The organism is Paenibacillus apiarius, assembly GCF_017052585.1.
In the GTDB taxonomy this organism is placed as follows: Bacteria; Bacillota; Bacilli; order Paenibacillales; family Paenibacillaceae; genus Paenibacillus_B; species Paenibacillus_B apiarius.
In genome coordinates, this window is record NZ_JAFFHZ010000001.1 from 1,177,125 (window position 1) to 1,199,991 (window position 22,867).

General features: G+C 52.1%; 21 protein-coding genes and 1 riboswitch. Of the genes, 6 read left to right on the forward strand and 15 right to left on the reverse strand.

Annotated elements, in window-relative coordinates:
- Positions 1-208 precede the first annotated feature (208 nt).
- Positions 209-406: riboswitch (cobalamin riboswitch) on the reverse strand.
- A gap of 196 nt (positions 407-602) precedes the next feature.
- From JSQ80_RS05400 to cobD, 4 genes are all read right to left on the reverse strand, one after another.
- Positions 603-1,391, reverse strand: coding sequence for a histidine phosphatase family protein (locus JSQ80_RS05400; protein WP_240463552.1), 789 nt, complete (start codon positions 1,389-1,391; stop codon positions 603-605).
- A 99-nt stretch (positions 1,392-1,490) separates the two neighbouring features.
- Entirely contained in the window at positions 1,491-2,456 is a 966-nt protein-coding gene (gene cbiB / locus JSQ80_RS05405) for an adenosylcobinamide-phosphate synthase CbiB (protein ID WP_206094630.1), read from the reverse strand.
- 106 nt (positions 2,457-2,562) lie between these two features.
- Entirely contained in the window at positions 2,563-3,303 is a 741-nt protein-coding gene (locus tag JSQ80_RS05410; protein ID WP_240463555.1) for an adenosylcobinamide amidohydrolase, read from the reverse strand.
- A 123-nt stretch (positions 3,304-3,426) separates the two neighbouring features.
- On the reverse strand, positions 3,427-4,521 hold the full coding sequence (gene cobD / locus JSQ80_RS05415) for a threonine-phosphate decarboxylase CobD (protein ID WP_206094631.1): 1,095 nt from the start codon (positions 4,519-4,521) through the stop codon (positions 3,427-3,429).
- 330 nt (positions 4,522-4,851) lie between these two features.
- Between cobD and JSQ80_RS05420 the strand changes: the two genes are divergently transcribed.
- A complete protein-coding gene (locus JSQ80_RS05420) occupies positions 4,852-5,316 on the forward strand; it encodes a phosphatase (protein ID WP_087435683.1) in 465 nt (154 codons plus the stop codon).
- A gap of 117 nt (positions 5,317-5,433) precedes the next feature.
- Here JSQ80_RS05420 and JSQ80_RS05425 read toward each other — a convergent pair whose 3' ends face one another.
- Positions 5,434-5,991 (reverse strand): nitroreductase family protein, encoded by a 558-nt coding sequence (locus tag JSQ80_RS05425; RefSeq protein ID WP_206094632.1) that lies wholly within the window; start codon positions 5,989-5,991, stop codon positions 5,434-5,436.
- Positions 5,992-6,135: 144 nt separating this feature from the next.
- Here JSQ80_RS05425 and JSQ80_RS05430 point away from each other — a divergent pair, with 144 nt between their 5' ends.
- The gene (locus JSQ80_RS05430) at positions 6,136-7,140 is read left to right on the forward strand and encodes a lipoate--protein ligase (RefSeq protein WP_206094633.1); all 1,005 of its coding nucleotides are present in this window, start codon (positions 6,136-6,138) and stop codon (positions 7,138-7,140) included.
- Positions 7,141-7,704: 564 nt separating this feature from the next.
- On the opposite strand, the gene JSQ80_RS05435 is transcribed toward JSQ80_RS05430, so the two are convergent.
- The 5 genes from JSQ80_RS05435 to JSQ80_RS05455 all read right to left on the reverse strand — a co-directional run bounded on the left by JSQ80_RS05435 (position 7,705) and on the right by JSQ80_RS05455 (position 12,476).
- Positions 7,705-8,562 (reverse strand): MurR/RpiR family transcriptional regulator, encoded by an 858-nt coding sequence (locus JSQ80_RS05435; protein ID WP_206094634.1) that lies wholly within the window; start codon positions 8,560-8,562, stop codon positions 7,705-7,707.
- Between the two features lie 434 nt (positions 8,563-8,996).
- The gene (locus JSQ80_RS05440) at positions 8,997-9,686 is read right to left on the reverse strand and encodes an N-acetylmannosamine-6-phosphate 2-epimerase (RefSeq protein ID WP_206094635.1); all 690 of its coding nucleotides are present in this window, start codon (positions 9,684-9,686) and stop codon (positions 8,997-8,999) included.
- 124 nt (positions 9,687-9,810) lie between these two features.
- On the reverse strand, positions 9,811-10,704 hold the full coding sequence (locus JSQ80_RS05445; protein ID WP_206094636.1) for an ROK family protein: 894 nt from the start codon (positions 10,702-10,704) through the stop codon (positions 9,811-9,813).
- A gap of 149 nt (positions 10,705-10,853) precedes the next feature.
- Positions 10,854-11,714, reverse strand: a complete 861-nt coding sequence (locus JSQ80_RS05450) for an SIS domain-containing protein (RefSeq protein ID WP_206094637.1) — start codon at positions 11,712-11,714, stop codon at positions 10,854-10,856.
- Between the two features lie 315 nt (positions 11,715-12,029).
- Positions 12,030-12,476 (reverse strand): hypothetical protein, encoded by a 447-nt coding sequence (locus JSQ80_RS05455; RefSeq protein WP_206094638.1) that lies wholly within the window; start codon positions 12,474-12,476, stop codon positions 12,030-12,032.
- A 642-nt stretch (positions 12,477-13,118) separates the two neighbouring features.
- Between JSQ80_RS05455 and JSQ80_RS05460 the strand changes: the two genes are divergently transcribed.
- The 3 genes from JSQ80_RS05460 (at position 13,119) to JSQ80_RS05470 (ending at position 16,206) form a co-directional block, all read left to right on the forward strand.
- Positions 13,119-14,474, forward strand: a complete 1,356-nt coding sequence (locus JSQ80_RS05460; RefSeq protein WP_206094639.1) for a helix-turn-helix domain-containing protein — start codon at positions 13,119-13,121, stop codon at positions 14,472-14,474.
- Entirely contained in the window at positions 14,461-14,613 is a 153-nt protein-coding gene (locus tag JSQ80_RS05465) for a hypothetical protein (RefSeq protein ID WP_206094640.1), read from the forward strand. The genes JSQ80_RS05460 and JSQ80_RS05465 overlap by 14 nt, the downstream gene beginning before the upstream one ends.
- Positions 14,614-15,393: 780 nt before the next feature.
- Positions 15,394-16,206: a Cof-type HAD-IIB family hydrolase gene (locus JSQ80_RS05470; protein WP_206094641.1), complete on the forward strand. Its 813-nt coding sequence runs from the start codon at positions 15,394-15,396 to the stop codon at positions 16,204-16,206.
- Between the two features lie 155 nt (positions 16,207-16,361).
- Here the strand turns inward: JSQ80_RS05470 and JSQ80_RS05475 are convergent, their stop codons facing one another.
- Positions 16,362-17,162 (reverse strand): MBL fold metallo-hydrolase, encoded by an 801-nt coding sequence (locus JSQ80_RS05475; RefSeq protein ID WP_418888891.1) that lies wholly within the window; start codon positions 17,160-17,162, stop codon positions 16,362-16,364.
- 328 nt (positions 17,163-17,490) lie between these two features.
- Between JSQ80_RS05475 and JSQ80_RS05480 the strand changes: the two genes are divergently transcribed.
- Positions 17,491-18,213 (forward strand): glycerophosphodiester phosphodiesterase, encoded by a 723-nt coding sequence (locus JSQ80_RS05480; protein WP_206094643.1) that lies wholly within the window; start codon positions 17,491-17,493, stop codon positions 18,211-18,213.
- 77 nt (positions 18,214-18,290) lie between these two features.
- On the opposite strand, the gene JSQ80_RS05485 is transcribed toward JSQ80_RS05480, so the two are convergent.
- The 4 genes from JSQ80_RS05485 to cysT are packed head-to-tail and all read right to left on the reverse strand — an operon-like array spanning position 18,291 to position 22,246.
- Entirely contained in the window at positions 18,291-19,400 is a 1,110-nt protein-coding gene (locus JSQ80_RS05485; protein WP_206094644.1) for a sulfate ABC transporter substrate-binding protein, read from the reverse strand.
- Positions 19,401-19,425: 25 nt separating this feature from the next.
- Positions 19,426-20,490 (reverse strand): sulfate/molybdate ABC transporter ATP-binding protein, encoded by a 1,065-nt coding sequence (locus JSQ80_RS05490; protein ID WP_087435696.1) that lies wholly within the window; start codon positions 20,488-20,490, stop codon positions 19,426-19,428.
- Positions 20,491-20,492: 2 nt separating this feature from the next.
- Positions 20,493-21,434 carry a sulfate ABC transporter permease gene (locus JSQ80_RS05495; protein WP_240463556.1) on the reverse strand — a complete coding sequence of 314 codons (942 nt, stop codon included), beginning with the start codon at positions 21,432-21,434 and terminating at the stop codon, positions 20,493-20,495.
- A complete protein-coding gene (cysT, locus tag JSQ80_RS05500; RefSeq protein WP_206094645.1) occupies positions 21,431-22,246 on the reverse strand; it encodes a sulfate ABC transporter permease subunit CysT in 816 nt (271 codons plus the stop codon). The genes JSQ80_RS05495 and cysT overlap by 4 nt, the downstream gene beginning before the upstream one ends.
- Positions 22,247-22,867: the final 621 nt, after the last annotated feature.

The following is a 22,867-nucleotide window of genomic DNA, read 5'->3' on the forward strand; positions in this document are numbered from 1 at the left end:
TTTGAACACGCACTGTCAGGAAATAGGTTGTCAAGATGCGCAGTGTGTAAAAAACCCCCGATCCTGCGGATCGGGGGACTTGTCTCACTTAGCCTCAAAGGTACGGCACGGCATCGCCAGCGTCATGCTTGCCGCAATAGCGGTATCGACAGCGCCTTGCATTGCCTCATGCCCTACTTCATTGACGTGGTCCTTTCCGCGAAGGATATTGCTCGTCTCTCTTCAGGCAGGTCTCCTGACTTAGAAGCTGCACGTTGCCGCTCGCCTTCCCATCGCCGCATCCGGACGTCTGCACATCCGGCGCCTCATCGACAGTGGCTTCATGAGCGCAACACTCCATTCACAGTGGCGGGACCGCGCCGGATTCTCACCGGCTTCCCTGTTAACCTTGGGCATGGATTTTATACCTTCGATCGGCTGAGCCGTATCCGTACACGCAAGGACCTGAAGAAATTGCACTATTCATTTGTCCGTTCAAGCATTGAACTTGATAATTGATTATAGGGGAAAAGCCCCGTTCTTGCAATAAGGATGCTCACATGGCAATCTGCCTGCCCTGCACGAAGCAACAATCCGGCCATCCCACTCCCCGGCTGCCCCGGCTATGGAGACGGAAATCGCTCGGCACGAAGAAACACCCATTTGCGCGCGCAGCGCTTCGCCGTAATCATGACGCCGCCGCCAATCGGCGCCGCCGTCTCCCAGAATGACTTGCGCGGGAATGCGAGCGTGTGCAGCCGCCGCACGATGCCGCCATGGGTCACCACGAGGACATCCGGGCGAGCCATGCGGCAGGATGAGCCTTGCGCAGAGTGGCCGGTCCGAATCCGGGCATTTCGCTTTCCGCCCGTTCGCGGCGGACGATTGCGTCTGCCTGTCCTCCCTGCATGTTCCGGAACAGAGCGAACATGCGCCCGCGCATTTCTTAATATCTCCCACCATACATGTGCCGTGCGCGTACAGAATGACTGCCACGGTTCCCCCCGGGGCGGCTGCACGGACGACATATCATCCAGCCACTTCCGATACTGGGGCTCTTCCTTCAAATCGTTATAGGTCAAGCCTTCCCACATGCCGAAGTCGTACTCGCGCAGCCGCGTATCCACAGATGCTTCCCGGCTGTCGCGGGGCCGCAAGTACGCGATCGTTTCGCGGCAGCGGCGCATGTCGCTTGTGTAGAGGAGCGGAGCAGGGTGCGCCAACGCACGGCGCAGCGGCCTCAACTCCTCTGAAGCCTGCGGCAGGATGGAATTATCCGTATAACTGATGTAACGACGTTCCACATTCGCCTGCGTCAACCCGTGCCGCACGAGCGCGAAGCGCACGATGGTATCACGCGCGCCCTTTTTTCTGCGCATATTCCGCGCGGACGGAATACCTCTTGTTGCCATTCCAGATGGGCCTGCTCCTGATTGACGCCGTTTTTGACGGGGAGCTTTATATTGTCGTGTCAGTCTCATTTCATTCTTACTCCTTCATCCGCCATTCATCTACAGGAGCCATCCCCCGCGCGCATATAGCAGCACGGCAGCGATGACTGTGAAGCCCAGCGTGCTGCCTGTCAGCAGCCTGCAGACAGCCGGAATGTGCTGGGCTTGCAAAGGCTCGGCCGCGTCTCCCATATAAGCGCGAAACGATCGAACGCCCTTATACACATTATATCCGCCGAGCCTGATACCAAGCGCTCCGGCCGCGGCCGCCTCCGGCCAGCCGCTGTTCGGGCTTGGATGCTTCGGCGCGTCACGCTTGGCGGTCTGCCAAGACCGCGTCCCGTCATATCCCTTCATCCAGGCGCATATCGCGATAAGAACCGCCGTCATGCGGGCCGGAATCCAATTCGCAATGTCATCCAGCCGCGCGGAGGCCCAGCCTAAGTTGCCGTACTTCTCATTTTTATAGCCAACCATCGAATCGAGCGTATTGACCGCCCGGTAAGCCATCGCCAGCGGCGCACCGCCGATTAGCGCGTAACATAACGGGGATATGACCGCATCCACAATATTCTCGGCTATGGTCTCAACCGTGGCGCGCACGATTTCAGGCTCGTCGAGCTCATCCGTATCGCGGCCGACGATCATGCCGACTTCGCGCCGCGCACCTCCGATGTCCCGTGCGGCTAACCGCTTGTACACCGCCATCCCCGCGTCCTTCAAGCCTTTGGTTGCGATCGTCGTGCCGATAAGAAGCGCTTCGGCCGCCCATGCAAGCGAGTAATGAATGGCATGAAGTCCCCATAGCGCCGCCCACGTCAAAGCATAGGAGCCGCCAACGACGATGACCGGCAGCAGGATGCCGAGCGGCTTCAGCGCCGCTTCAGATGCCGCGGCCTTGCGGATGGCACGCTCCAACGCCGCAATCGCTTTTCCAATCATAATGACGGGATGGGGAATCCAGCGAGGATCACCTGCCAATCGGTCCCATATGTATGCTGCTATGATGATGAACGCCGCTATCATTTCTCCCCCACCTTATTTGTTGCGACCGTAGTCATTTCCTCTTGCCTGGCAGACTTTGCATTCAGCCGCTTCCCTGTCGGAGCAACAACGCCTAACGATTCGCTCGTCATGGAAACAACGATCCGTCAGCTTCATGCTGAGTCGCGACAGATTCCGTAACGGTCTCGTATACAAGCCGCCCGACTGCATTTCCAATCGTGGTTGCCGTGCCCGCATAGGGATGAACTTTGTTATAGCGTCCGCTGTCGAGCATCGCAAAAGCGATCGCGTCGGTTGTCGTTCCCGTCGCCATACGCTCCGTCTCTTTATCATAAATATGTAAATCGGCCAGCGCCGCGCATTTCGCTTCCGTCGCCGTCATGAACACATTCCATACCGCCGCATCGGACAGCCTGCCATCCAATACGATAATCGTGTTTATCGTGCCGGGCTTGAGCGGTTCATACGCCGAAAATACTTGGCGAGCCAGTCCCGCGCGCGCCGCGTTGCTTGTCCCTGCCGTCGTAACGCACAGCAGCGAGCAGCCGTCCCCATGCTCCTCCGAGACTGACGCATGAGTCACTTTGGCGGCCGTCATCAGGCCAACGGTATCATCCGGCGCATATCCCCATTGCCCGCACATTTCTTGCATATACCTGACCGGCTCCGAGCAATCGAAGCCTTTGCGCACCATGCAATTCAAGATTCGGGTTCCCGTCCAGCTTCCGCCATGGAATACCGCGCTGCTCCAGATGGGTGCCCGCCGCGGCAAATCAACCGTCACATGCTCATGTCCCCAGCGGACATGAACGCCCGCAATACATTCAGACGCATAGGCGCGCGCACCGTCGCGATAAGGCTGCATCATTCTCCCCCTTGATCCACGGTATATTCCTTGCAAAAACGCCGATTCAATATCTGACGCTATCCGCGTCTAGCTTCACTTCCGTTAACAAAAAGAGACTATTCTGCAATCTCTAATAACATCCTTTTAATGTAACACAGCTTGCACTGAAATCGCCAAACGTTCATTTAACGTTCTATTTTTGATCGCAATCCGGAAGTCGCCCGCCGTCAACCCTGTATACATGTCACAGTTGCGAATCAATATCCCTTTGCGCCCCAATGCCTCCTGCAACCCCTTCGCCGTCCAAGGCGCCGGTGCCCGGCAGAGCAGAAAGTTCGCTTCGCTGGGCCACGTCTTGATGCCAAGGCCTGCAAGGCGATCGCGCAGCCAGAACCTTTCCGTCACAATCAGCTCGCGCGTCGCTCGGACATAATCGTCATAGTGCTTGTCAGTGAGCAAGGCCTCTCCGGCAGCAAGCGCCAGTCCATTGACGCTCCATGTAACCTGCTTGGCGATCATCCTTGCTATCAGCTCGGGGTGAGCCACGGCATAGCCTAGACGAAGTCCCGGAATGGCATAAAATTTCGTCAGCGATCGAATGATAATCAACCGCTCATATCGATGCAGAACCGGAAGCAGCGAAACCTTTTCTTCCTGCGGCAAAAAATCAATGAACGCTTCGTCGGCAACGAGCAGCGTATTCGTCTTCTCCGCCATACGGGCGGCCCGCTCCAGCCGTTCGCGGTCATAGACGAGGCCCGTCGGATTGTTCGGATGTCCGATAAAGACGAGATCGGTCTCCTCCATGAGCTGGTGCAGCTGCTCCTCGGCTGCCAGAAAGCCCTCCTCCTCTTGTCCAACCGCCGTGATGACATCCGCTCCGAACTGCCGCGACAAAGTCTCATATTCCGAGAAGCAGGGGGCGATGACGCCGACGGTTCGCGGCTGGAACGCAAGCAGAAGAAGCGCCATGCACTCAGCGGCGCCATTGCCAATGACTATTCGTTCCTCAGAGACCTGCAGCTTGGCCGACAGCGCCGCCTTCATCTTCCGGTGGCCCGGATCCGGATAGTTAACGATGCTCTCCACTGCTTGCTGCAGACGTTCGGCCACCACCGGCGGAGGACCGAGCGGATTAATGTTCGCGCTGAAATCCAGAAATGCCTCGCTCGATACGCCGAATGCATCTGCGGCGGTCCATACATCCCCTCCGTGCCCGAATTGTTCTATTGATGACATGGCAGCCTCCTTGTCCAAAATTCGTTTTTCTTCATTCCAACACGCCTATACTTGTACACTTGCAACTCCCCCGGAGGAACTGTTATTATCAGCCAAGGGTCGATAAAAGGTGCCGCTCGCCATAGTGGGCGTTGATCTCGCGCATATATCATTTCTCTTCGTACATTATGCGTAACGCAACGGCGTTCGTCAAACGATTTTTCCTTTTCAACGAAATGCCGAAAAACATTGGAAAAACGCACACTATTACACATCTGTTAAATGTTGTATAATTACTATACACTCTACATTTCGGCCGGAGTCGTCATGTAATTCGGAGGAGGGATAATCATGTCGGTGCATCACAAAACATCCTGGGCCTCTATCAGCGCCGCCATCATTGTCACCATCTACTATGCAACGGTCCTGTTCCGCCTCAAGGGGGACATCGGACTATACAGTACGGAAATGATGGCGCTGGCTCGCAACGTCTTCGGCACCGCGGTAGTGGTTCAAGCCGTCATGTACTTTGTCAATTTCATGTCCAAGGACGAGCCTGAAGATAAAGATGTGGCGCGCATGGTCTCGCTGCAAGCGAACCAGATGGCGCTCGTGTTTCTCGTGCTGGCAGTCGCTTGCTGCGCCGCCTATCTCATCTATGTGTCAGACACGCGCACACTGCTCCTGTCTCCGCTTGTATGCGCCCATCTGCTCGTCAGCGTGCTGCTCTCGGCATGGATCATCAAGTATGCGGTGGAGCTATTGCTGTATTATCGTTACTTGAAGCCTGACGCCATGGACCATCCGCAAAAATGAAAACGATTACTTCTGCAGTTATCGCATAAAACCGCTTGTTAGCGCAACAAAAGCGCAGAGGCCATTCGGCTTCTGCGCTTTTGTTTATTCATAAATTGATTGATTGAATGAATCCGTTCAGTTCAGCACGGTGAAAAGTTCTTCCGCCGATGTGCGCGGACGGGCCTTCGGCGCTTCATCGAAATAACCAAGGCGCAGCACGCCTACAATCTTCTCCCCCGGATTGACTCCGGCAAGCTCGCGGAACTTCTTGTTGTAGATGTAATCGCCCGTGTGCCACAGCATGCCGATCCCTTCTTCCCAGCCAAGCAGCTGGAGGTTCTGAATGAGGCAGCTTACCGCCTCCAAATCCTCTTCCCAAATAGCTGGACGCGGGTCCTCCGGCATGACGACAATCAAATAGGCCGGAACATTATTCAGGTGATTCAGGAACTTCTGCTTCTGCTCATCGGTTGCATCTTTCAGCTTCGTCTTGTCCAAGATGGTCATCAGGCCGTTAACGAGCTTCGATTTGCCTTCTCCTTCCGCATAGATGAAGCGCCACGGCTCGCGGAGCCCGTGATTCGGCGCCCACACCGCATCGTTCAACAGGCGAAGCACAAGACTTCGATCTACAGGTTTATCATTAAATTCATGGATACTCCGGCGTTCACGAATAATGGAAGCAATGGACATGGTTCGTCCTCCTCTGTTCAGCACTTATTGCCGTGCATATATTTTCTATACTCTATTATAGGTGATAACGATTATCAATATCAAATATATTTTGTGTTTTTTCTTAAATCGATTACAATAACATCATAAGGAGGCGGACGAGCAATGAAATTTATCGATAATCAAGGCATAACCGATCCCCGCATGAATCTCGCAATCGAGGAGTTCGTGCTCAAGCATTTGCCGCTCGAAGAAGACAGCTATTTATTGTTCTATATCAATGAACCTTCCATCATTATCGGGAAGAACCAGAATACGATAGAAGAGATTAACTCCGAATACGTCAAAGATAATCATATCCACGTGGTTCGCCGTCTATCCGGAGGCGGCGCCGTGTATCACGATACAGGCAATTTGAATTTCAGCTTCATTACGAAGGATGACGGCCAGTCGTTCCACAACTTCCGCAAATTCACCCAGCCCGTCATCGATACGCTGCGCTCACTGGGCGTAGACGCGGACTTGACGGGACGCAATGACATTCAAGTCGGCGAACGGAAAATTTCCGGCAATGCGCAGTTCTCTACACGCGGACGAATGTTCAGTCACGGCACGCTGCTCTTCCAATCGGAGATGGAGCATGTTGCTTCGGCGCTTAAGGTGCGTCCGATCAAAATTGAATCCAAAGGAACGAAATCGGTGCGCTCCCGCGTGGCGAACATTTTCGAGTTCCTGAACGAGCCGCTCACCATCGAGCAGTTCAAAGCAGCCATTCTCCGCCACATCTTCGGCGCGGAGCCGGACCAAGTGCCGCAGTACAAGCTGACCGAAGAGGATTGGGAGACGATTCGCCGCATTTCGAAGGAACGCTATCAGAACTGGGATTGGAACTATGGCCGCTCGCCGAAGTTCAATGTCGAGCATTCGAAGAAATTCCCGGCGGGCATCGTAGACGTGCGCATGGACGTGGCGGATGGCATCATTCAATCGATGAAAATATACGGCGACTTCTTCGGCGTGGGCGAGGTCAGCGATATCGAGACAAGAATGGCTGGCGTGCGTTATGAAGAACAAGCGGTCAGAGAGGCGCTCGAAGATATGAATGTCGAGCATTATCTCGGCAATATATCCAAGGATGATTTCATCGGCTTGGTCATGCTGCAAGAATAGAACGAAGAGCGCTTCGCCCGGTTAAGCGGCGGAGCGCTTTTTCTCTCCGCTTCTGCTTGCCCCGACGCCCGCAACTGCAATTGTGCAGTTCATTCGTCCCGTTTTCACCTGAATCGTCATTTCAACTGCGAAAACGCAGTTCATTCTGTTGCCTGACCCCAATATATGAAAAAACGTCAATATCAGATGTACAAATGCAGTTAATTCGTCCAAAAAGCCCAAATTGCTGAATTCAACTGTACTATTGCAGGTCAGAGTAGATCAGCAGCGGGGCAGCAGTCTGCACAACTGCGAATCCAGACAACAGCACTACAACATACTTTGCACGTCAGCTAACCGTGACACCAAGATGTTGACCACTGGCTGCTGTCAGCCATCCCGGACACCAAGCCCTTCACCGCTGACTATGTCTTCGAACCCGGGTACCAAGCCGTGCAACTCAAACCTGCGCACTCCTTAAGAAATGCGCATATTCACCTTGAAGCCCGCCATCCATATCCGCATGCAGACACAAAATACCAACCGCCCGCTTCCCATTCAGGCCGTTGTTATTTTCCCGCCGACTCAATACAGCTTATCCAGCACGGACTTCGCCGTTTGCTGAATCGCATGGCACGTCTTTTCCTTTGCCTGCAGCGCCACGGCCGTCGACAGGATGTCCAGCACGTGGATTTGACCCATCTTCGACGAGAAAGCCCCTCCTTGCAGCGGCGTTTCCCGCGAGCGAATGAGCAGGATGGAATCGGCGAACTTCGTAATCGGCGACTTCGCATGGCTCGTCAGGCAGATGAAATGCACGTTATTTTCCTTTGCAAGCCGAACGGCATCGACGAGGTCCTTCGTACTGCCCGAAGTCGAAATGCCGAATACGACATCTTGGGCCGACATAAGCGTCGCATTCATGGCCATCACGTGCGGATCGGTTACCGCTTCCCCTACGAAGCCGAGACGCATAAAGCGGTACTGGGCATCCATCGCCGTCATCGCAGACGATCCGACACCCATGAAGAACAAGCGCCGGGCCTTCAAAATGGCATCGACAGCCTTCTGCAGCTCGTTCATGTTAAGCAGCGACAACGTATGCTTCAATGAAGCGATGTTCTCCATCGTCATCTTCTGCGCCACGCTGGAGAGGTCATCGCTCTCTTCAATTTGACTCTCTTGATGCTTCAGCGGCGTCACCAAATCTTTGGCTAGCGACAATTTGAAATCTTGATAGCTCTTAAAGCCGAGGTTGCGACAAAACCGCAGCACCGATGTTTCTCCGGCATCCGCTTTCTCCGCCAGATCCGTAACCGTGGCATACAGCACCGAATCAGGATCTTTCAACACATAATCGGCAATCTTCTTCTCCGTCTTCGTCAACGATGGGTACAGGCTGCGTGTCAGCAGCAGCGTATTGGTATGTTCGCCTGCGATCATGAAGGAATCACCTCATTTCTTCGCTTTTCGCACAGTTCGCGCCGGCAGTGCCGCCAATGTCAGCCGTACGCTTGTCTGGCCCGTCTCCGGCAGTACTCTATGAAACTATACTGGACCTGTTTATCTAGGTGATAGGTTACAGCGCTTACTTGCGTGTATTGATACAAATGTTTTTTTGAGTTAACCTGTTTCCATCTATTATAATGTATTCCTTGAATTAACTGCAATGAGATGCCTGGATGTTTTAACCTGTAAAAATAGAATAGAATTTGATACAAAGGAAAAACCAATTCGGACTATGGATATTAGCGTTATTGACATTTGTCATAACGCTGCGTTCCGCCGCAACGCAAAAAAGACGTATACGAAGTCGCCGTTCCCAGCGCCAGCCTGGACGTATACGTCTTCTGGAAGTTAAAAGAATGAACCGCAACTCACTTGGCATGCTGTTCGATTTCAGCGACAAACGATTGGGTAATAAGCTGCGGCCTCGTAATCGCCGAGCCGACGACGACCGCATGCGCGCCAAGCTGCAGCATATGAGCCGCTTGCGATGGCAAGTTGATTTTGCCTTCGGCAATGACCGGGATGCTTAATGACTTGGCAAGCTTCTCGACGAGCGAGAAGTTCGGAAGCGAATCCTGGGGTGAGTACGGAGTATAGCCCGACAGCGTCGTCGACACACAATCAACTCCCAGGGATGCGGCATACAAGGCTTCCTCTTCTGTCGAAATATCCGCCATAACCGCTTGCTGCCGTTCCTTCGCAAAGGCGACGATCTCCTCCAGCGTCTCTCCGTTCGGACGCTTGCGGCGCGTGGCGTCAAGGGCGATCATATCGACGCCGGCATCGAGCAATTCCTTTACTTCCTTTAAAGTCGGCGTAATGTATATGTCGCTATCCTCGTAATCGCGCTTCACGATGCCGATAATCGGCAGGCCCGTCATTTTCTTAATCTCTTGAATATCCTTCGCCGTGTTGGCCCGTATTCCCGCAGCCCCGCCCATTTCAGCCGCCAGCGCCATCTTCGCCATGAATGCCGAGCCGTGCAGCGGCTCATCTTCCAACGCCTGGCAAGACACGATCAGCTTGTTCTGAATTCGTTCCAATATGTGTTTTCCCATACCATTCCAACTCCCATTGCTAGTCTGGACAATCCTGTGAACGGCTTCCGTAGTTAATCCCGCCGCGAACATCCGGCTCCAAGGCATATAACAATCATGAATGTGAATGTCAGCTCCTACTCTCCTAAAGTCGTGCATCCCACACCATCCTGGCCGCTCCGATGGACCCGGCTTGATTCCCTAGCTCGGCCGCTCTGATTGAAATATGAAGCCTCTGACGCTTTACCCGCTCTTCCAATAGCCCCCACCATATCGACTTGGAATCGACCATGCCGCCGCCGATCAGGATTGCCTGCGGATTAATGCCAAGGTGAATGTTATGAATGACGACGGTTAAATCATCGATGAATTGGTTTAGCACAGCAGCAACGGCAGGATTGCCCTTCTCATAAGCCTCCAATACCTCGACGCCTGACGGAAAATGGATAGACGCCGCCTCTGCGGCTGCTTGAACAAAGGCGGTGCCGGATATGTACTGTTCTATGCAGCCTCGCTGGCCGCAATTGCATGGACGCCCGTTCGGCACCAAAATGACGTGGCCCCATTCCCCGCCGTTCCATTGCGCCCCTCTCACGATTTTGCCGCCAATCCGGTTGGCTCCGCCGACCCCCGTGCCCAGCGTCAGCATCGTCACGTCGCAACAGCCTGCTCCCGCCCCGAGCCAGCACTCTCCAATAAGAGCCGTATTGGCATCGTTATCCACGCTCACCCGGCGATGAAATACAGACTCGATTTCTTCCTTCAGATTGCTTCCTTGCCAGCCGGGCAAATTATCGGTAGCGTATACGATTTCGCCGGTGCTTGCATTGACCCGGCCCGCTGTGCCGATTCCGATGCCTTCGCTGTCGGGATGCTGCTCCAACAGCTGCCTGATGACATCCTTGACATTCGCGAGGATGCAGTCCTTGCCCTTGGCGGCATCTGTCGCTTGATTCGTCTCGCCGGCAATGCGCCCGCTTTGATCGATCACGATCCCTTTAATCGAGGTGCCGCCAATATCAATTCCAATCGCCTTCAACTCATTCTCCCTCCTCGTGTCCATTCCCCGAGCAGATTCAAGCGGGAATATTTACTTTTCTGAAAAATTATAACGGATATATTCTTCATATATACATATGTATCGCCGCTCGGCCTGAGATAGCACAGGCAAACGGCGATAAACAACATCTAATACAGTTTATCAGAGATTGATTTTGCGGATAGTTCCCTAAATCTCAAAGCCTGTTTCTTCATATGAAGCGACACGGCTACGTTCAAAATATCGATGACGGCAAGCTGTGAAATTTTGGCGGCCAGCGAGCTGCCTTGCAGCGGATTTTCACGCGCCACAATGAGCAGGATGATATCGGCCACTTTCGTAATCGGCGAACGGGCATTGCTTGTTAACGCAATCACCTTCGCTCCCGTTTTTTTCGCAATCATCAAATTTTCGATGGTGTCCTTCGTGCTCCCGGAAATCGAAATGCCTACCGCGACGTCCTCTTTACTCATAAAAGCGGCTTGCATCGCCTGAAAATGAGTATCCGTCTTGGCGCTGCTCAGTTTCCCGATGCGCGAGAACGTGTGCGCTGCCTGCACTGCCGTCAAGCCCGAGGAGCCTACGCCGAAGAAGCAAATGTTCTTCGCTGCAATCAAGGCTTCAATGGCCTGCCCCAATTGACCCGGATCGAGTAATTCACGGGTTTGCTCCAAGGTATTAATGTGCGTGGCCACGATTTTCTGGCTCAGCACTTCCGGCTCGTCCGTTTCGTTCACCGCCTGGTGCAAATGCTCGGCCGGCTTTACCAAATCTTGCGCCAAGGACAGCTTGAACTCTTGAAACCCCTGAAACTTCAATTTGCGGCAAAACCGCAGCACCGTCGTCTCGCCTACATCGGCATTCTCGGCAAGCTCGGTTATGGAATGGTAAATGACATCCTGCGCATTTTCCAAAATGTATAGAGCTACCTTCTGTTCGGTCTTCGTCAATCCATTCAGGTGACTTCGTATGTTGAGCAATGTTTTCCCGGTCTCATTTCCGCTAATCACATATAATCCTCCTGTAGCACCTTCATATCGGAATATTTTTTCTTTTAAAAGAATAATAGAGGTACTATTCTCCTTTATTTCTTTATTTTATATGCAGAACTACCGATTTGCAACAAATTACAAGCTTGGGCTTTAGGGGGGGGCGTGACCGTTTTTTTTCCGTTTGGTTCCTTTTTATCTCATCCCTAAAAAAGATCGGAGGTATTCTCTCTCAAAATCAAAACTTCATCATATTAGACTCCAAGACTTTCCAAACACACATATAAAAAAGGAGCCGCCTCATTCTGAGGTAGCCCCTTTGTAATCGTTATTTACTTAAAATTGTCTTGCACTGACATTGATGTCCATTTCGTGTCCATCACTGCTAGTTACATAGACTTTCCACTTCCCAGACATTCCACCGCCGCTGTTCATAGTAAAATTTCTTGTTCTGCCTTCGCCAGGACCAACTTCAACATATCCATGGTCTTTATAACCAATATGCTCCACTTTAAATTTTACTGTTTTCGATCTGTGGTTGTTTTTAACAAATACATTTAATTCTTTTCCGTTTGATGGTGAAAGTGAAAATGTATTCTCAAAAGCAGACCTGCTTACGTGGTGCACGTCGTTTATGGGGGTATTATCAAGAGTCGTAAATTCTGTTTCATTTTCGATTTCCTGCCCACTAGCCACTTTTAACCCGTCATTATCTGCAAAAGATACCGAGGAGATGGATAACATCAAAATCATAGACATGCAAATTACCATAAATTTTTTCATGATAAACATCCTCCTTCATTGTTATTGAGCATAGTTTACCCGAATGCCAGCTTTAAGGGTTCTTCAAAAAGAGTACGAAAACAGGTGGTTAGCGGCCTAAATTTGGAGGGTTCGAAAGCAAATAGGCCGTTTGCGAGAGTGAATAGTGCGGGTGTAGATTGAAGTCTAGGAGCTCAGCATCCGATGGTAAAAACCTACGCAGATTTATAGTTCATAAACGATAGAAACAGGCGAATAGCTTCTACCTGGTCACCTTCCTTTATTAGATTTTTGTTTCCATCATTATGACTATCGGAATGAAGAGTATTACATTCATAATCAAAACAAGCTGGATTCACTGCTATTGTACCATATATTATAAAAAAAGGAATCATTGATATTAATCACTCAAATTATTGCATCTTCTATTTCATGTGGAGCCTCGTAACATGCATGTCCTCTTTTACTTCGTTTTCTCAGATCCTGAAGGAATCCTCCTCAAAATTCGACAAAAATAGCTAGAGAATTTAACCAGAAGTCAATTCGAGATTCAACCCATCCTAACTTATACTAGATTAAACAGATTTAGGTATTGAGATAATTTGTAAGTTATGCAGGAGTTTTTATCCAAATGATGAATTACTAATGAGGAGGGTCCACAAAATGTTATATGACCATCATGTAGCTCCGACGGTACTCCGTCAAAAGTTGCAAGAGGAACTGATTAAAAGGGGGTGGAAGCAAAAAGATCTGGCGGAAGCTGCTGAAATAGAGAGTTCATCGATCAGCAACATCTTCAACCATAAACAGTTCCTTATGCTTCCACAGCTCCATGCCATGAATCAAGCTTTTGGTTCCCCGAACCATGCCTTTTATGAAGAGTTTATTGGGGAATGCTGTAGCGAAAACGGCCGGCTAAAGCCAGATAAGACGAGCGATTTCATACTCCACTGTATCGCAATTGAAAAGTATGAACTCGTCAAACAACTTGTCCAACTCCTCCATGAAGAAACTAGCCGTTCCAAAATGATCGACCCCACCTTCAGGATAGCCGAACACATCTTCCAGTCAGACAAGCGCAACTTCTCACTCCCCTTCTATGACATCATCACCCAGAACGGATACAGCAGAAGTGAAAAATTGGCCATCTCCTACTACAGAAGATTTCTCATCCTTAGAAACCTGGACACTTGCGGAGCCGGTAGTGAAGCATTATGTCAGCTTTTTGAATATTTGCCTTTATTGCCCGATAAAATGAGATTTGATGCATATTATCGCATCCTGACGTTCTATAATGTAGTAGAGAACTGGCCAAAGCTGCTCCTGTATGCCAAAGAGCTGCGGAACATTGCACTTGCCGAAGGACAAAATGACTATGTGGCCGAAAGTTGGTTGTATGAGTCATTCGCATTGAAAGGCATGAAAAACTTTGAAGGCGCATTAAAGGCTACTCTGGAGTATGGTGTATATGGGGACCATTACGCCTGGTTATCCAAATGCAACGAACTTTACATCTCCATTGAGATGAAGCAAACCGAGCCTATCGAAGAGATTATGAGCATGCTGAAGGACGTCCAATTGCTCCTCGTGATCCCAGTTGCCTTGGATAGCTATATCAGCAACGGGGCGTTCCAAGATGCGAAACAGTACCTGGATAAGTATAAGTCATATGTAGACGACTTGTTATCTCGGAAGGACCCATTTTACTTGAAACATAAACTGCGCCTGACGCAAGCTTTGAGTCAATATTATTTTGGAACCGAGCAACATGAAATCGGATTTGAATACAACGCTGTATCTTTGGAATTGGCACTTAAGCTCAAGAACATGCAGCGTGTAGGAATGGCTGTCGTTACCTTTCAAGAACATGAAATGCATGCTTCAGCAGAGCAAAAGAATCGATACGTACATATCCTTTTGAAAGAGGTGAATTCAGATGAAGAAAGCATCGATCATCATGTTCATGGCTCTTTTCTTGTTCAGTTTTACAGGAGCATCGTCGGGAATGGGACTGGGTGACATCGGAACAGGTTGGCTAGCCGGCGACATTGGAACAGGCTGGTCGCCAAGTGTCATCGGAGCGGGATGGCAGACAAGCAACATCGGATCAGGATGGTCACCAATGAGTAACTTAAACAGTGATACCATGAACACGTAATCTGGCAGGACATTAGCGATAGGGGCCCTTGATTCAAGGGTCTCTTTTGTTGTTCTCTTCTCAGCCAAGATCCTCGGATACTTTCTTGTCGGGGCGAACGGCTAATCTGACGCTGAACCTCTTCGGAACGCAGGCCTTGAAGGGCCTTGCTTTCAAAACATCTGGCCTATAGGCCACGGTGAATTCTCTCACGTACATCCCGTTGTTCCTATGCCAAACCTGAGAGAATCTATCCCCCAATTGATGTTCTAAATAAAGGAAAAACTGACGATAAACGTATCGTCAGTTTTTTTGACAAGTATAGGTTCAATCCACACTGTTTTTTACATACGCTTGTGCCAACTCAACATTATCACCCTGTAGTTCAACCCGATATTTACAACTGCTACTCATCCAATAATCTTGAAAAGTTGCATCCGATGTGGCCGAGTAGAGGGTAAGCGAATGTTTTTCCCACCAAATGTTGTCTGAACATTTTTCCAAGAGACTGGCCGTAGCGCCCCCTTTGTCTACCGATAAACCGTATCTACCGTATCTACCGGCCTACATGCATTTACAACAGTTCTAAGCCGTTGAAAGAAATAACTTTCTGTCAACTACTATACTAGATATTCGCACCTTTTATTTATCTATAAAATGATTTTCTTCTCTTATCTCCTCTAATTGCGGGAATGATTGCTTTCGATTGAAATAAGGCGTGCATGAGGTACAATAGGAATACGTGTTCAAAAAGATGAGATGAGGCTGCTGCGTACAGCCCATGAAATGGGGAGAGAAACGATGTATAAGCTAATTGCCATTGACGTAGACGACACATTGATTACCGATGACAAAGAAGTGACGCCCGGCACGAAGCAAGCGCTGGAGCAGGCCGTCGCCCAAGGCGTTGCCGTAACGCTGGCTACCGGCCGCATGTACGCGTCCGCGCACAATATTGCGCTGCAGACCGGGTTGAACGTGCCGCTCATTACGTATCAAGGCTCGTTAGTGAAAAATGTGATTGACGGACACATTTTGTACGAACGTTCGGTGCCGAAAGATGCCGCGCTCAGCCTGCTGCGTTATTGCGACGAGCATAAGCTGCACCTGCAGCTTTACATTGACGACCATTTGTATGCTCGTGAAGAAAATGACAAACTCATCGCGTATGCGAATTTGTCGAACATTCCGTATACGATCGAGCCTGATTTCGACCGATTGCTGGCGTCTCCATCGACGAAGATGCTCATGATTGACGAACCGGAACGGTTGGACGCCATCGCGCCGGAGCTGCGGGAACTGCTCGGCCCGGATGTTCATATTACGAAATCGAAGCCGCATTTCCTCGAAGTGACGCACCGCGAAGGCACCAAGGGCAGCGCACTGCGCCATCTTGCCCGGCACTTCGGCTGCAGCTTGGAAGAAACGATTGCAATCGGTGACTCGTGGAACGACCACGATATGATTGAGGCAGCCGGACTCGGCGTCGCCATGGACAATGCCGTCGACTCGCTCAAAGCAGTCGCAGACTACGTGACGCTTAGCAATAACGAGGAAGGCGTCCGCCATGTCATCGAGAAGTTCGTGCTTCATCCTGCTCAAGACAAGCAATAACGCGTGACGGAATACAACAAGCCGCTCATCCAGTGCGTATACATGTATGCACGGTGGAGCGGCTTGTTTTTTGCCTCTATGAGCTGTGATGCCTCGATTGCCTCAACTTATTGAGCGGTGCTTCGCTTCAGACTATATCATCGTTCACCTGAACGTCATCCGCCTATCCGCATCCCCGTACGAGCCAATGTGACTTGTGACGGCAGTGGATACGATTGGCGCAAATCGATATCGTGGGACATATGCGTGAATACCGTTTGCTGCGGCTGAATGTCCTCAATTAGCCGCAGCGCCTCTACCATATCATAGACGGACCGGGTCGAATATTCCGCCTGCTCATGATAGAAGTTCGTCCCTAAAATAAGCAGGTCGAGGTCCTTGAACCATTGCAGTTCCTCCTCGCCCAAGCCGATCGCATCAGAGGCGTACACCCAGCTTCGCAAGACCGGACTGGCTGTGCCATCCGGCCCAGCTTGCCCCCTTCCCGCCCCGGCGACAGGCGCAACGCCATCCACCCGATCGAACCGGTACGCATAAGCATATCCGTTCTTGCCGTGATTCACCCGAATCGGACGGATGGACCATTCGTGCCAACGCCAAGGCTCCTCGATGCTCTGGAACGTCACGAACCGTTCGAGCCATGGATACATCGGGCGAATCGTCTCGCTTACCTCGGCCGGCGTAATGACGCGCCCCTTCCGCTGCAGCCAGCGGCATGCGTCCGCATAGGCGGTTAGGCCTGCAATATGATCTTGATGCGCATGCGTAATCAACAGCTCGTCCAGCCAGAAGATGCCGGCGCGCTCCATCTGTCCCGTCCAATCGGGCCCGCAATCGATGAGCAGCTTATCCTCTCCCCGTTCCAGCAGCACGGACGAGCGGTACCTGCGGTTAACTCCGCTTCGTCTCGCTTCTTCGCACACCTCGCACGCGCAATACACACGCGGCACTCCCATCGAATCCCCGGTCCCCCAGAAGGCAATGCTCCAATCCTCCGCTGCGCTCAAGGGTTGAAGCGGGTCAGCCGAATCCGCTGCGCCCGTATTTGCGCCGCATGCCGTTATCGAATTGTGCTCCATCTATCATTCCCCCGCATTTCTATTTGCATGGCTTCACCTTTACAAGAAAATAACGAAACCGTTCGGAATTCGTCATTGTTCTTCCGTCTATTATCCAGTATAATCGGTTTCAATTCGGCATGCATTCATCAATGACGGATCCGCCATGTTACAACATGCATGATAACCTGGGCCCTATCATGTTCGCCATTCGAGGAGGATAACCATGAATAGCAATGCACTATTTCATCATGTGGAAATTGTGGCGCACCGCGGTTACGCAGCGATACACCCTGAGAATACAATGGAAGCCTTACGCCGTGCGCTGGAGCTTGGCGCCGATTCCTTGGAAATAGACGTCCATCATTCCAAGGAAGGCATTCCCGTCGTCATCCATGACGACACGCTGGATCGGACGACGGATGGAACCGGCCCGGTGCGCGAGAAGACGATTGAAGATCTGCAGCAAGTGGACGCCGGCACAAAATTCAAGCCCGAATTTGCCGGGTGCCGCATTCCGTTGCTGGAGGAAGTGCTTGAATTGTGCGGAGGCACGGTCGGATTGCAGCTCGAGCTGAAGGAACGCATCACCGAAGGCGAGGCGCGCGCATTGCTGCATCTGCTCACGAATTATCGCATGCAGGAACGGACCATGGTCATCTCCTTCCATCCGGACAACTTGCGGCTCGTGCGCTCTCTGCATCCCCATATTGAACTCGGCTGGTTATCCGACAAGCCGGTTGACCTTGCCCCTTTGCAGGAGCTCGGCCGCGCCACGCTGCTTCTGCAGCATGGGGTCGTACAGCGGCAGCCCGACATCGTGCAGGCGGCAGAGGCGGCCGGTATCGGGCTTGGCGTATGGACGATACGCGATCTCCAGGACGCCTATCGGCTTGTGCGATTGGGTGTGCGCCGATTAACGTCCGACATCCCGCTATATCGGGATTAACGATATGCTAACTCAAGAAGCGCAAGCGATGATTGCCCTTTTCGGACAACAGCCGCTTGCGCTGATTTTTGTTCTGTTCAGTTTATGCCGGCCAGCACCTCGTACCATATCCCGCGCTTGCTATAGAGCGTCTCTTTGACCTGAGACCAGCCTCCCATATCGCCAATGCTGAACAGCCCTTCCGGAATCGGATACTTCCGTTCCATCGCATGAGCCGTCTCCTCGTGAACAGGCCGGAAGCCGGCTTCCGCGAACAATTGCTGTGCCTTTGCTTCGCGCAAATATGTGACAAACGCCCGCGCCACGTCCTCGGTGCCATGCTTCTTCGCATACCGCTCGACGACGACCGCCGGATTCTCAATCAGAATCGTATGCTTCGGAATAACCATGCCATACGCTATGCCTTCCCGCTTGCGCGACAAAATTTCGTTCTCATACGTCACGATGACGTCACCGACCCCATACTCAAAGGCGGCCATCGAGGCCCTGCCGCTCTTATCCAAGGAAATGACGTTGCGATGAATGCGCAGCAGCAGCTCCTTCGCATGGCGCGGCCCGTCCAGGTTCTGCTCTGCCGCTGCCTTCAAGCCGGCGCCGTAGATTGCGTTAATATCCCACTGCGCCCCGCCGGACGTCTTCGGATTCGGGTAGAGCACCTCAACACCCGGCTTCGTCAGATCCTCCCAGTCACGAATACCGAGCGGGTTGCCTTCCCGCGTTCCCATCACGACGATCGATCGCGTCACCATACCGTCATAGGCGTCCTGCTCTTTCCAATCGGCAGGCAGCAAGCCGGCGCGCACCAGCTTGTCAACGTCCCCTTCCATGGCAAACAAGGCCACGTCCGCTTCCAGCCCGCCGGCAATTGACCGTGCCTGCGTGCCGGAAGCTTCGTATGACTCTTGGAAGACGACCTTCTGCCCCGTCTTCGCCTCCCAATCGGCTGCGAATTGGGGCAGAATGCTCCCGAGAGCTTCCTTCGCCACCGCGTAGGCGCCGATTACAAGCGTTACGCTATCCGTCTCCCTGTCTCCGGCCGCCCCCGCCGCCTGCTTCAGCTGTGCCGATGCAGCCGCATTCATCCCTTCCGGCGCGGATGAGGGAGACTCCCCGCTGCAAGCGGACCATACAAGGATGAAGAAAAGCAGCGCCGCCGCAACTGCATATTTTCTTTTGCCCGTACTCATCGCACGCCTCCTGCTGACTCCGTCATTATATGAGAACCGGCAACGGGTCCTCTTTGAGCGCATTTTCCTGCATCCAGCTCCGGTCTTTATCGAATAAATAAATGCGATGGATAAGCACCTGCACACGCTCTCCGATATGAAGCACCGGACTCTCCAGCGACCGGTATGTCTTCAGCCTCATGCCGCCCACATCCACCTCCACCATCCACTCGCTGCCGCGAAAATGAAGCGCCTTGACCTTGCCTTGAACACTTGCCGAAGGCAGCCGCACTTCGCCCTCTCTCCCAACTTCAATATATTCCGGCCGTATGAGCGCCTTGCTTTCCTCACCCGGGTTCATGCTTTCGAACCCTTTCAAAGTGTGGGCATTCGACAGCAGCGTCGATTCGCCGATAAATTCAGCCACGAATGGCGTCTCCGGCAGCTTGTAAATCTCCCATGGCGTCCCCATCTGCTCGACCCGCCCTTGATTAATGATCATGATTTCATCGGCCACCTCAATCGCCTCATCCTGATCATGAGTAACGAAAATCGAAGTGATGCCGACCCGCTCAATGAGCTCCTTCAGCCAGCTGCGCAGCTCTTTGCGAATTTTCGCATCAATGGCCGCGAATGGTTCATCCAGCAGCAATAACTGAGGCTCCGGCGCCAATGCCCGCGCAAAGGCGACGCGCTGCCGCTGCCCGCCTGACAGCTGATGCGGATACCGCCGTTCCACACCGCTCAGCCCGGTCAGCTCCACCAATTCGGCTACACGTTCCCGAATACGCGCTTTCGGCCACTTCTGTATCGTCAGGCCGAACGCGATATTGTCGAACACCGACATATGCTTGAACAGCGCATAATGCTGGAACACAAAGCCGATGCCGCGCTGCTGCGGGGGCACATCGTTCATAAGCTTTCCTTGAAACATAATCTCGCCGCTGTCCGGCTGCTCCAAGCCTGCCAGCATGCGCAGAACAGATGTCTTGCCGCCGCCGCTTGGACCGATCAGTCCGATTAATTGTCCGGCTTCAATGGAGAATTCCACATCCTGTACGGCGTGATAAGAGCCAAACCATTTGTTTAACTGACGAACCTCGATATGCATCGCTATTGCACCCCTTTTTGCCCATTGTGCGCTTGATGCGCCTTGTGCTCTTTATGCTTCTTTGCCCATTCCATCACTAAAAGCAGCACGACCGAGATGAGAGCCAGAACGAGAGCAACGCTGCTCGCGGCCGCAATATTGAAATTTTCCACGTCCTGATACACCAAAGTCGTGGCCGTCTGCGTCTTGTTCATAATGTTGCCCGACACAACGAGGACCGCCCCGAATTCACCGAGCGAGCGCGCAATGGTCAGCACAACGCCGTAGAGAACGCCCCAGCGTATTGATGGCCATGTGACGCGCCAGAATATCGTCCAATCATAAGCGCCGAGCATCGACGCCGCTTCTTCCTGCTGTGTTCCGATTTCTTGAAGAACGGGAACAACCTCTCTGACCATCAGCGGAAACGTAACGAACAGCGTGGCCAGCACCATTCCCGGAAAAGCGTATACGATGTCGATCCCGGCCCGCGCAAACATGGCGCCCATTATCGTATTGGGACCAAGCAGCAGAACAATCATAAATCCGCCAATAATCGGGGATACGGCAAACGGAAGATCGATTAAGCTGTTCAATATATGACGGAGCTTTGTTCCCAGCCAGTTCCCTCTGACGAGCACAAGTGCGGTAAGAATGCCAAAAATCATATTGACGACCGTCACAATTACCACGACGGCGCCCGTCATTGCCATGGCATGAATGGCGGCGGGACGAGTCAACGCGTTAATGAACGAATGGAGCCCGTGTTCGAATGCGCCTGCAATCATCTGCAGCAAAGGAGCGATCAACAGAGCAAAGAAAACAAGGTAAGTAAGGACGATAAGAATGACGGATTGCTTCGGGCGAACTCCCGGCCCAGAGCCAGGCGGCGTGCGAACAGCCCGTGCGGACTCATATTCGGATAGATCCTTGCAGGAAGAAATCGGGGAGAATGGATCACTCATACTTGAGACCTCCGCGCCTGCAGGACGTTGACGAAACACAGTACAATAAATGACATCGTTAAGAGGATGACAGATACAACCGCGGCGCCTTGCGGATTATCGCTTTCGATCTCTCCGAAAATATAGACCGATGCAATCAGCGTCTTGCCCGGTATATTTCCCGCCACGAGCACGACAGCGCCGAATTCCGCCATGGCCCGCGAGAAAGCGAGCATCGCTCCGCTTATGATGCCGGGACGCATTTGCGGCAGCAGCACCTGCATAAACGTGCGCATGCGGGACGCTCCCAACATATAGGAAGCTTCTTCTTCGGCCCGATCGGCCTCTTCAAGAAGCGGCTGCACGGCGCGGATGACAAAAGGAAATGTGACGAAGACCATGGCGGCGATGATAGCCGGCTCCGCGAATACGATCCGAATGCCGAGCATGTCTGCAAGCCCCCCGGCCATGCTGCCCGGACCAAGCAGCAGCAAAATCATTAATCCGCCAACCGCCGTCGGCAAGGCAAAGGGCAAATCAACCAAGCTATTGAGCCATGCCCGCCCGAAGAAGCGGTAACGGTGCAGCACCCAAGCCGACATCGTGCCCAGAGCGACATTGATGGCTGTAGCGATGAGCGCCAGGCGGAAGGTTAGGGCCACTGACTGCCAAGCGAGCGGTTCCGCCAAGCTTTCTGTGAAACGGGTCCATCCTCCGGCAAAGGATTGAAAGTAAATTCCGCCGATTGGCAGCACAATGAGCAAAAACACGTACAAAAGCAGCGTGGTGCGAAAGCCCCACAAAGCCCCTTTATGTCGCAGCACTACGTTCACCCGTTCTACCTCCATTTATATCAAAGTATCATTTAAATAATTCCTACATGTTTACTTGGTTTTTGTTTTCGTTATTTTACCAAAATATAGAACGCTCCGTCAAGGCTGCCGAAGGCTCATATTATAAATAAGGGAAAGCTGGCTGGTCTTCATCCTTCAACGAACCTTATGCAACTTATTCCAAATGCTTATGATGGGTGAATACCTACGCATTGTTTTTTGACTGCCGCAACCCGTTTCAAGGAAAACAAAATGCTCCGTTCGCGATAATGGCGCGAGCAAACTGGCGGTGATATGCTTCATTCGCCTCTTTCCTCCATCCTCCCCTTTCCTCAGGGGGCCGCATGTCCAGCGTCCACTCTGGTTCACTCCCTGCCATTATATCAGCCGTTTTAGGCCATGGTTGCCAAACGAAAAGCGCTATCCCCTCAAACTCCCCCTCCAGATATCCCTCAACCTCAACCGAGCGATCGCCAACATGCTTTTTTAGGAAAGTCCCCCCATTCTGAATAAAGGGGAGAATGAGGCAAAGGGGAAACAAGCATACCTCCTCCGCGAAGGGAAAAGCTGGCGAATGATTTAAAAACAAAAAGCCATCCCGAAAGATGGCTAAACGAAATA

What these genes read in the sequence shown, in the direction of transcription:
- JSQ80_RS05400 (WP_240463552.1), bottom strand. Translation starts at nt 1,391, where the DNA reads ATGGCAACAAGAGGTATTCCGTCCGCGCGGAATATGCGCAGAAAAAAG.
- cbiB (WP_206094630.1), bottom strand. Translation starts at nt 2,456, where the DNA reads ATGATAGCGGCGTTCATCATCATAGCAGCATACATATGGGACCGATTG.
- JSQ80_RS05410 (WP_240463555.1), bottom strand. Translation starts at nt 3,303, where the DNA reads ATGATGCAGCCTTATCGCGACGGTGCGCGCGCCTATGCGTCTGAATGT.
- cobD (WP_206094631.1), bottom strand. Translation starts at nt 4,521, where the DNA reads ATGTCATCAATAGAACAATTCGGGCACGGAGGGGATGTATGGACCGCC.
- JSQ80_RS05420 (WP_087435683.1), top strand. Translation starts at nt 4,852, where the DNA reads ATGTCGGTGCATCACAAAACATCCTGGGCCTCTATCAGCGCCGCCATC.
- JSQ80_RS05425 (WP_206094632.1), bottom strand. Translation starts at nt 5,991, where the DNA reads ATGTCCATTGCTTCCATTATTCGTGAACGCCGGAGTATCCATGAATTT.
- JSQ80_RS05430 (WP_206094633.1), top strand. Translation starts at nt 6,136, where the DNA reads ATGAAATTTATCGATAATCAAGGCATAACCGATCCCCGCATGAATCTC.
- JSQ80_RS05435 (WP_206094634.1), bottom strand. Translation starts at nt 8,562, where the DNA reads ATGATCGCAGGCGAACATACCAATACGCTGCTGCTGACACGCAGCCTG.
- JSQ80_RS05440 (WP_206094635.1), bottom strand. Translation starts at nt 9,686, where the DNA reads ATGGGAAAACACATATTGGAACGAATTCAGAACAAGCTGATCGTGTCT.
- JSQ80_RS05455 (WP_206094638.1), bottom strand. Translation starts at nt 12,476, where the DNA reads ATGAAAAAATTTATGGTAATTTGCATGTCTATGATTTTGATGTTATCC.
- JSQ80_RS05460 (WP_206094639.1), top strand. Translation starts at nt 13,119, where the DNA reads ATGTTATATGACCATCATGTAGCTCCGACGGTACTCCGTCAAAAGTTG.
- JSQ80_RS05465 (WP_206094640.1), top strand. Translation starts at nt 14,461, where the DNA reads ATGGGACTGGGTGACATCGGAACAGGTTGGCTAGCCGGCGACATTGGA.
- JSQ80_RS05470 (WP_206094641.1), top strand. Translation starts at nt 15,394, where the DNA reads ATGTATAAGCTAATTGCCATTGACGTAGACGACACATTGATTACCGAT.
- JSQ80_RS05475 (WP_418888891.1), bottom strand. Translation starts at nt 17,162, where the DNA reads ATGGGAGTGCCGCGTGTGTATTGCGCGTGCGAGGTGTGCGAAGAAGCG.
- JSQ80_RS05480 (WP_206094643.1), top strand. Translation starts at nt 17,491, where the DNA reads ATGAATAGCAATGCACTATTTCATCATGTGGAAATTGTGGCGCACCGC.
- JSQ80_RS05485 (WP_206094644.1), bottom strand. Translation starts at nt 19,400, where the DNA reads ATGAGTACGGGCAAAAGAAAATATGCAGTTGCGGCGGCGCTGCTTTTC.
- JSQ80_RS05490 (WP_087435696.1), bottom strand. Translation starts at nt 20,490, where the DNA reads ATGCATATCGAGGTTCGTCAGTTAAACAAATGGTTTGGCTCTTATCAC.
- JSQ80_RS05495 (WP_240463556.1), bottom strand. Translation starts at nt 21,434, where the DNA reads ATGAGTGATCCATTCTCCCCGATTTCTTCCTGCAAGGATCTATCCGAA.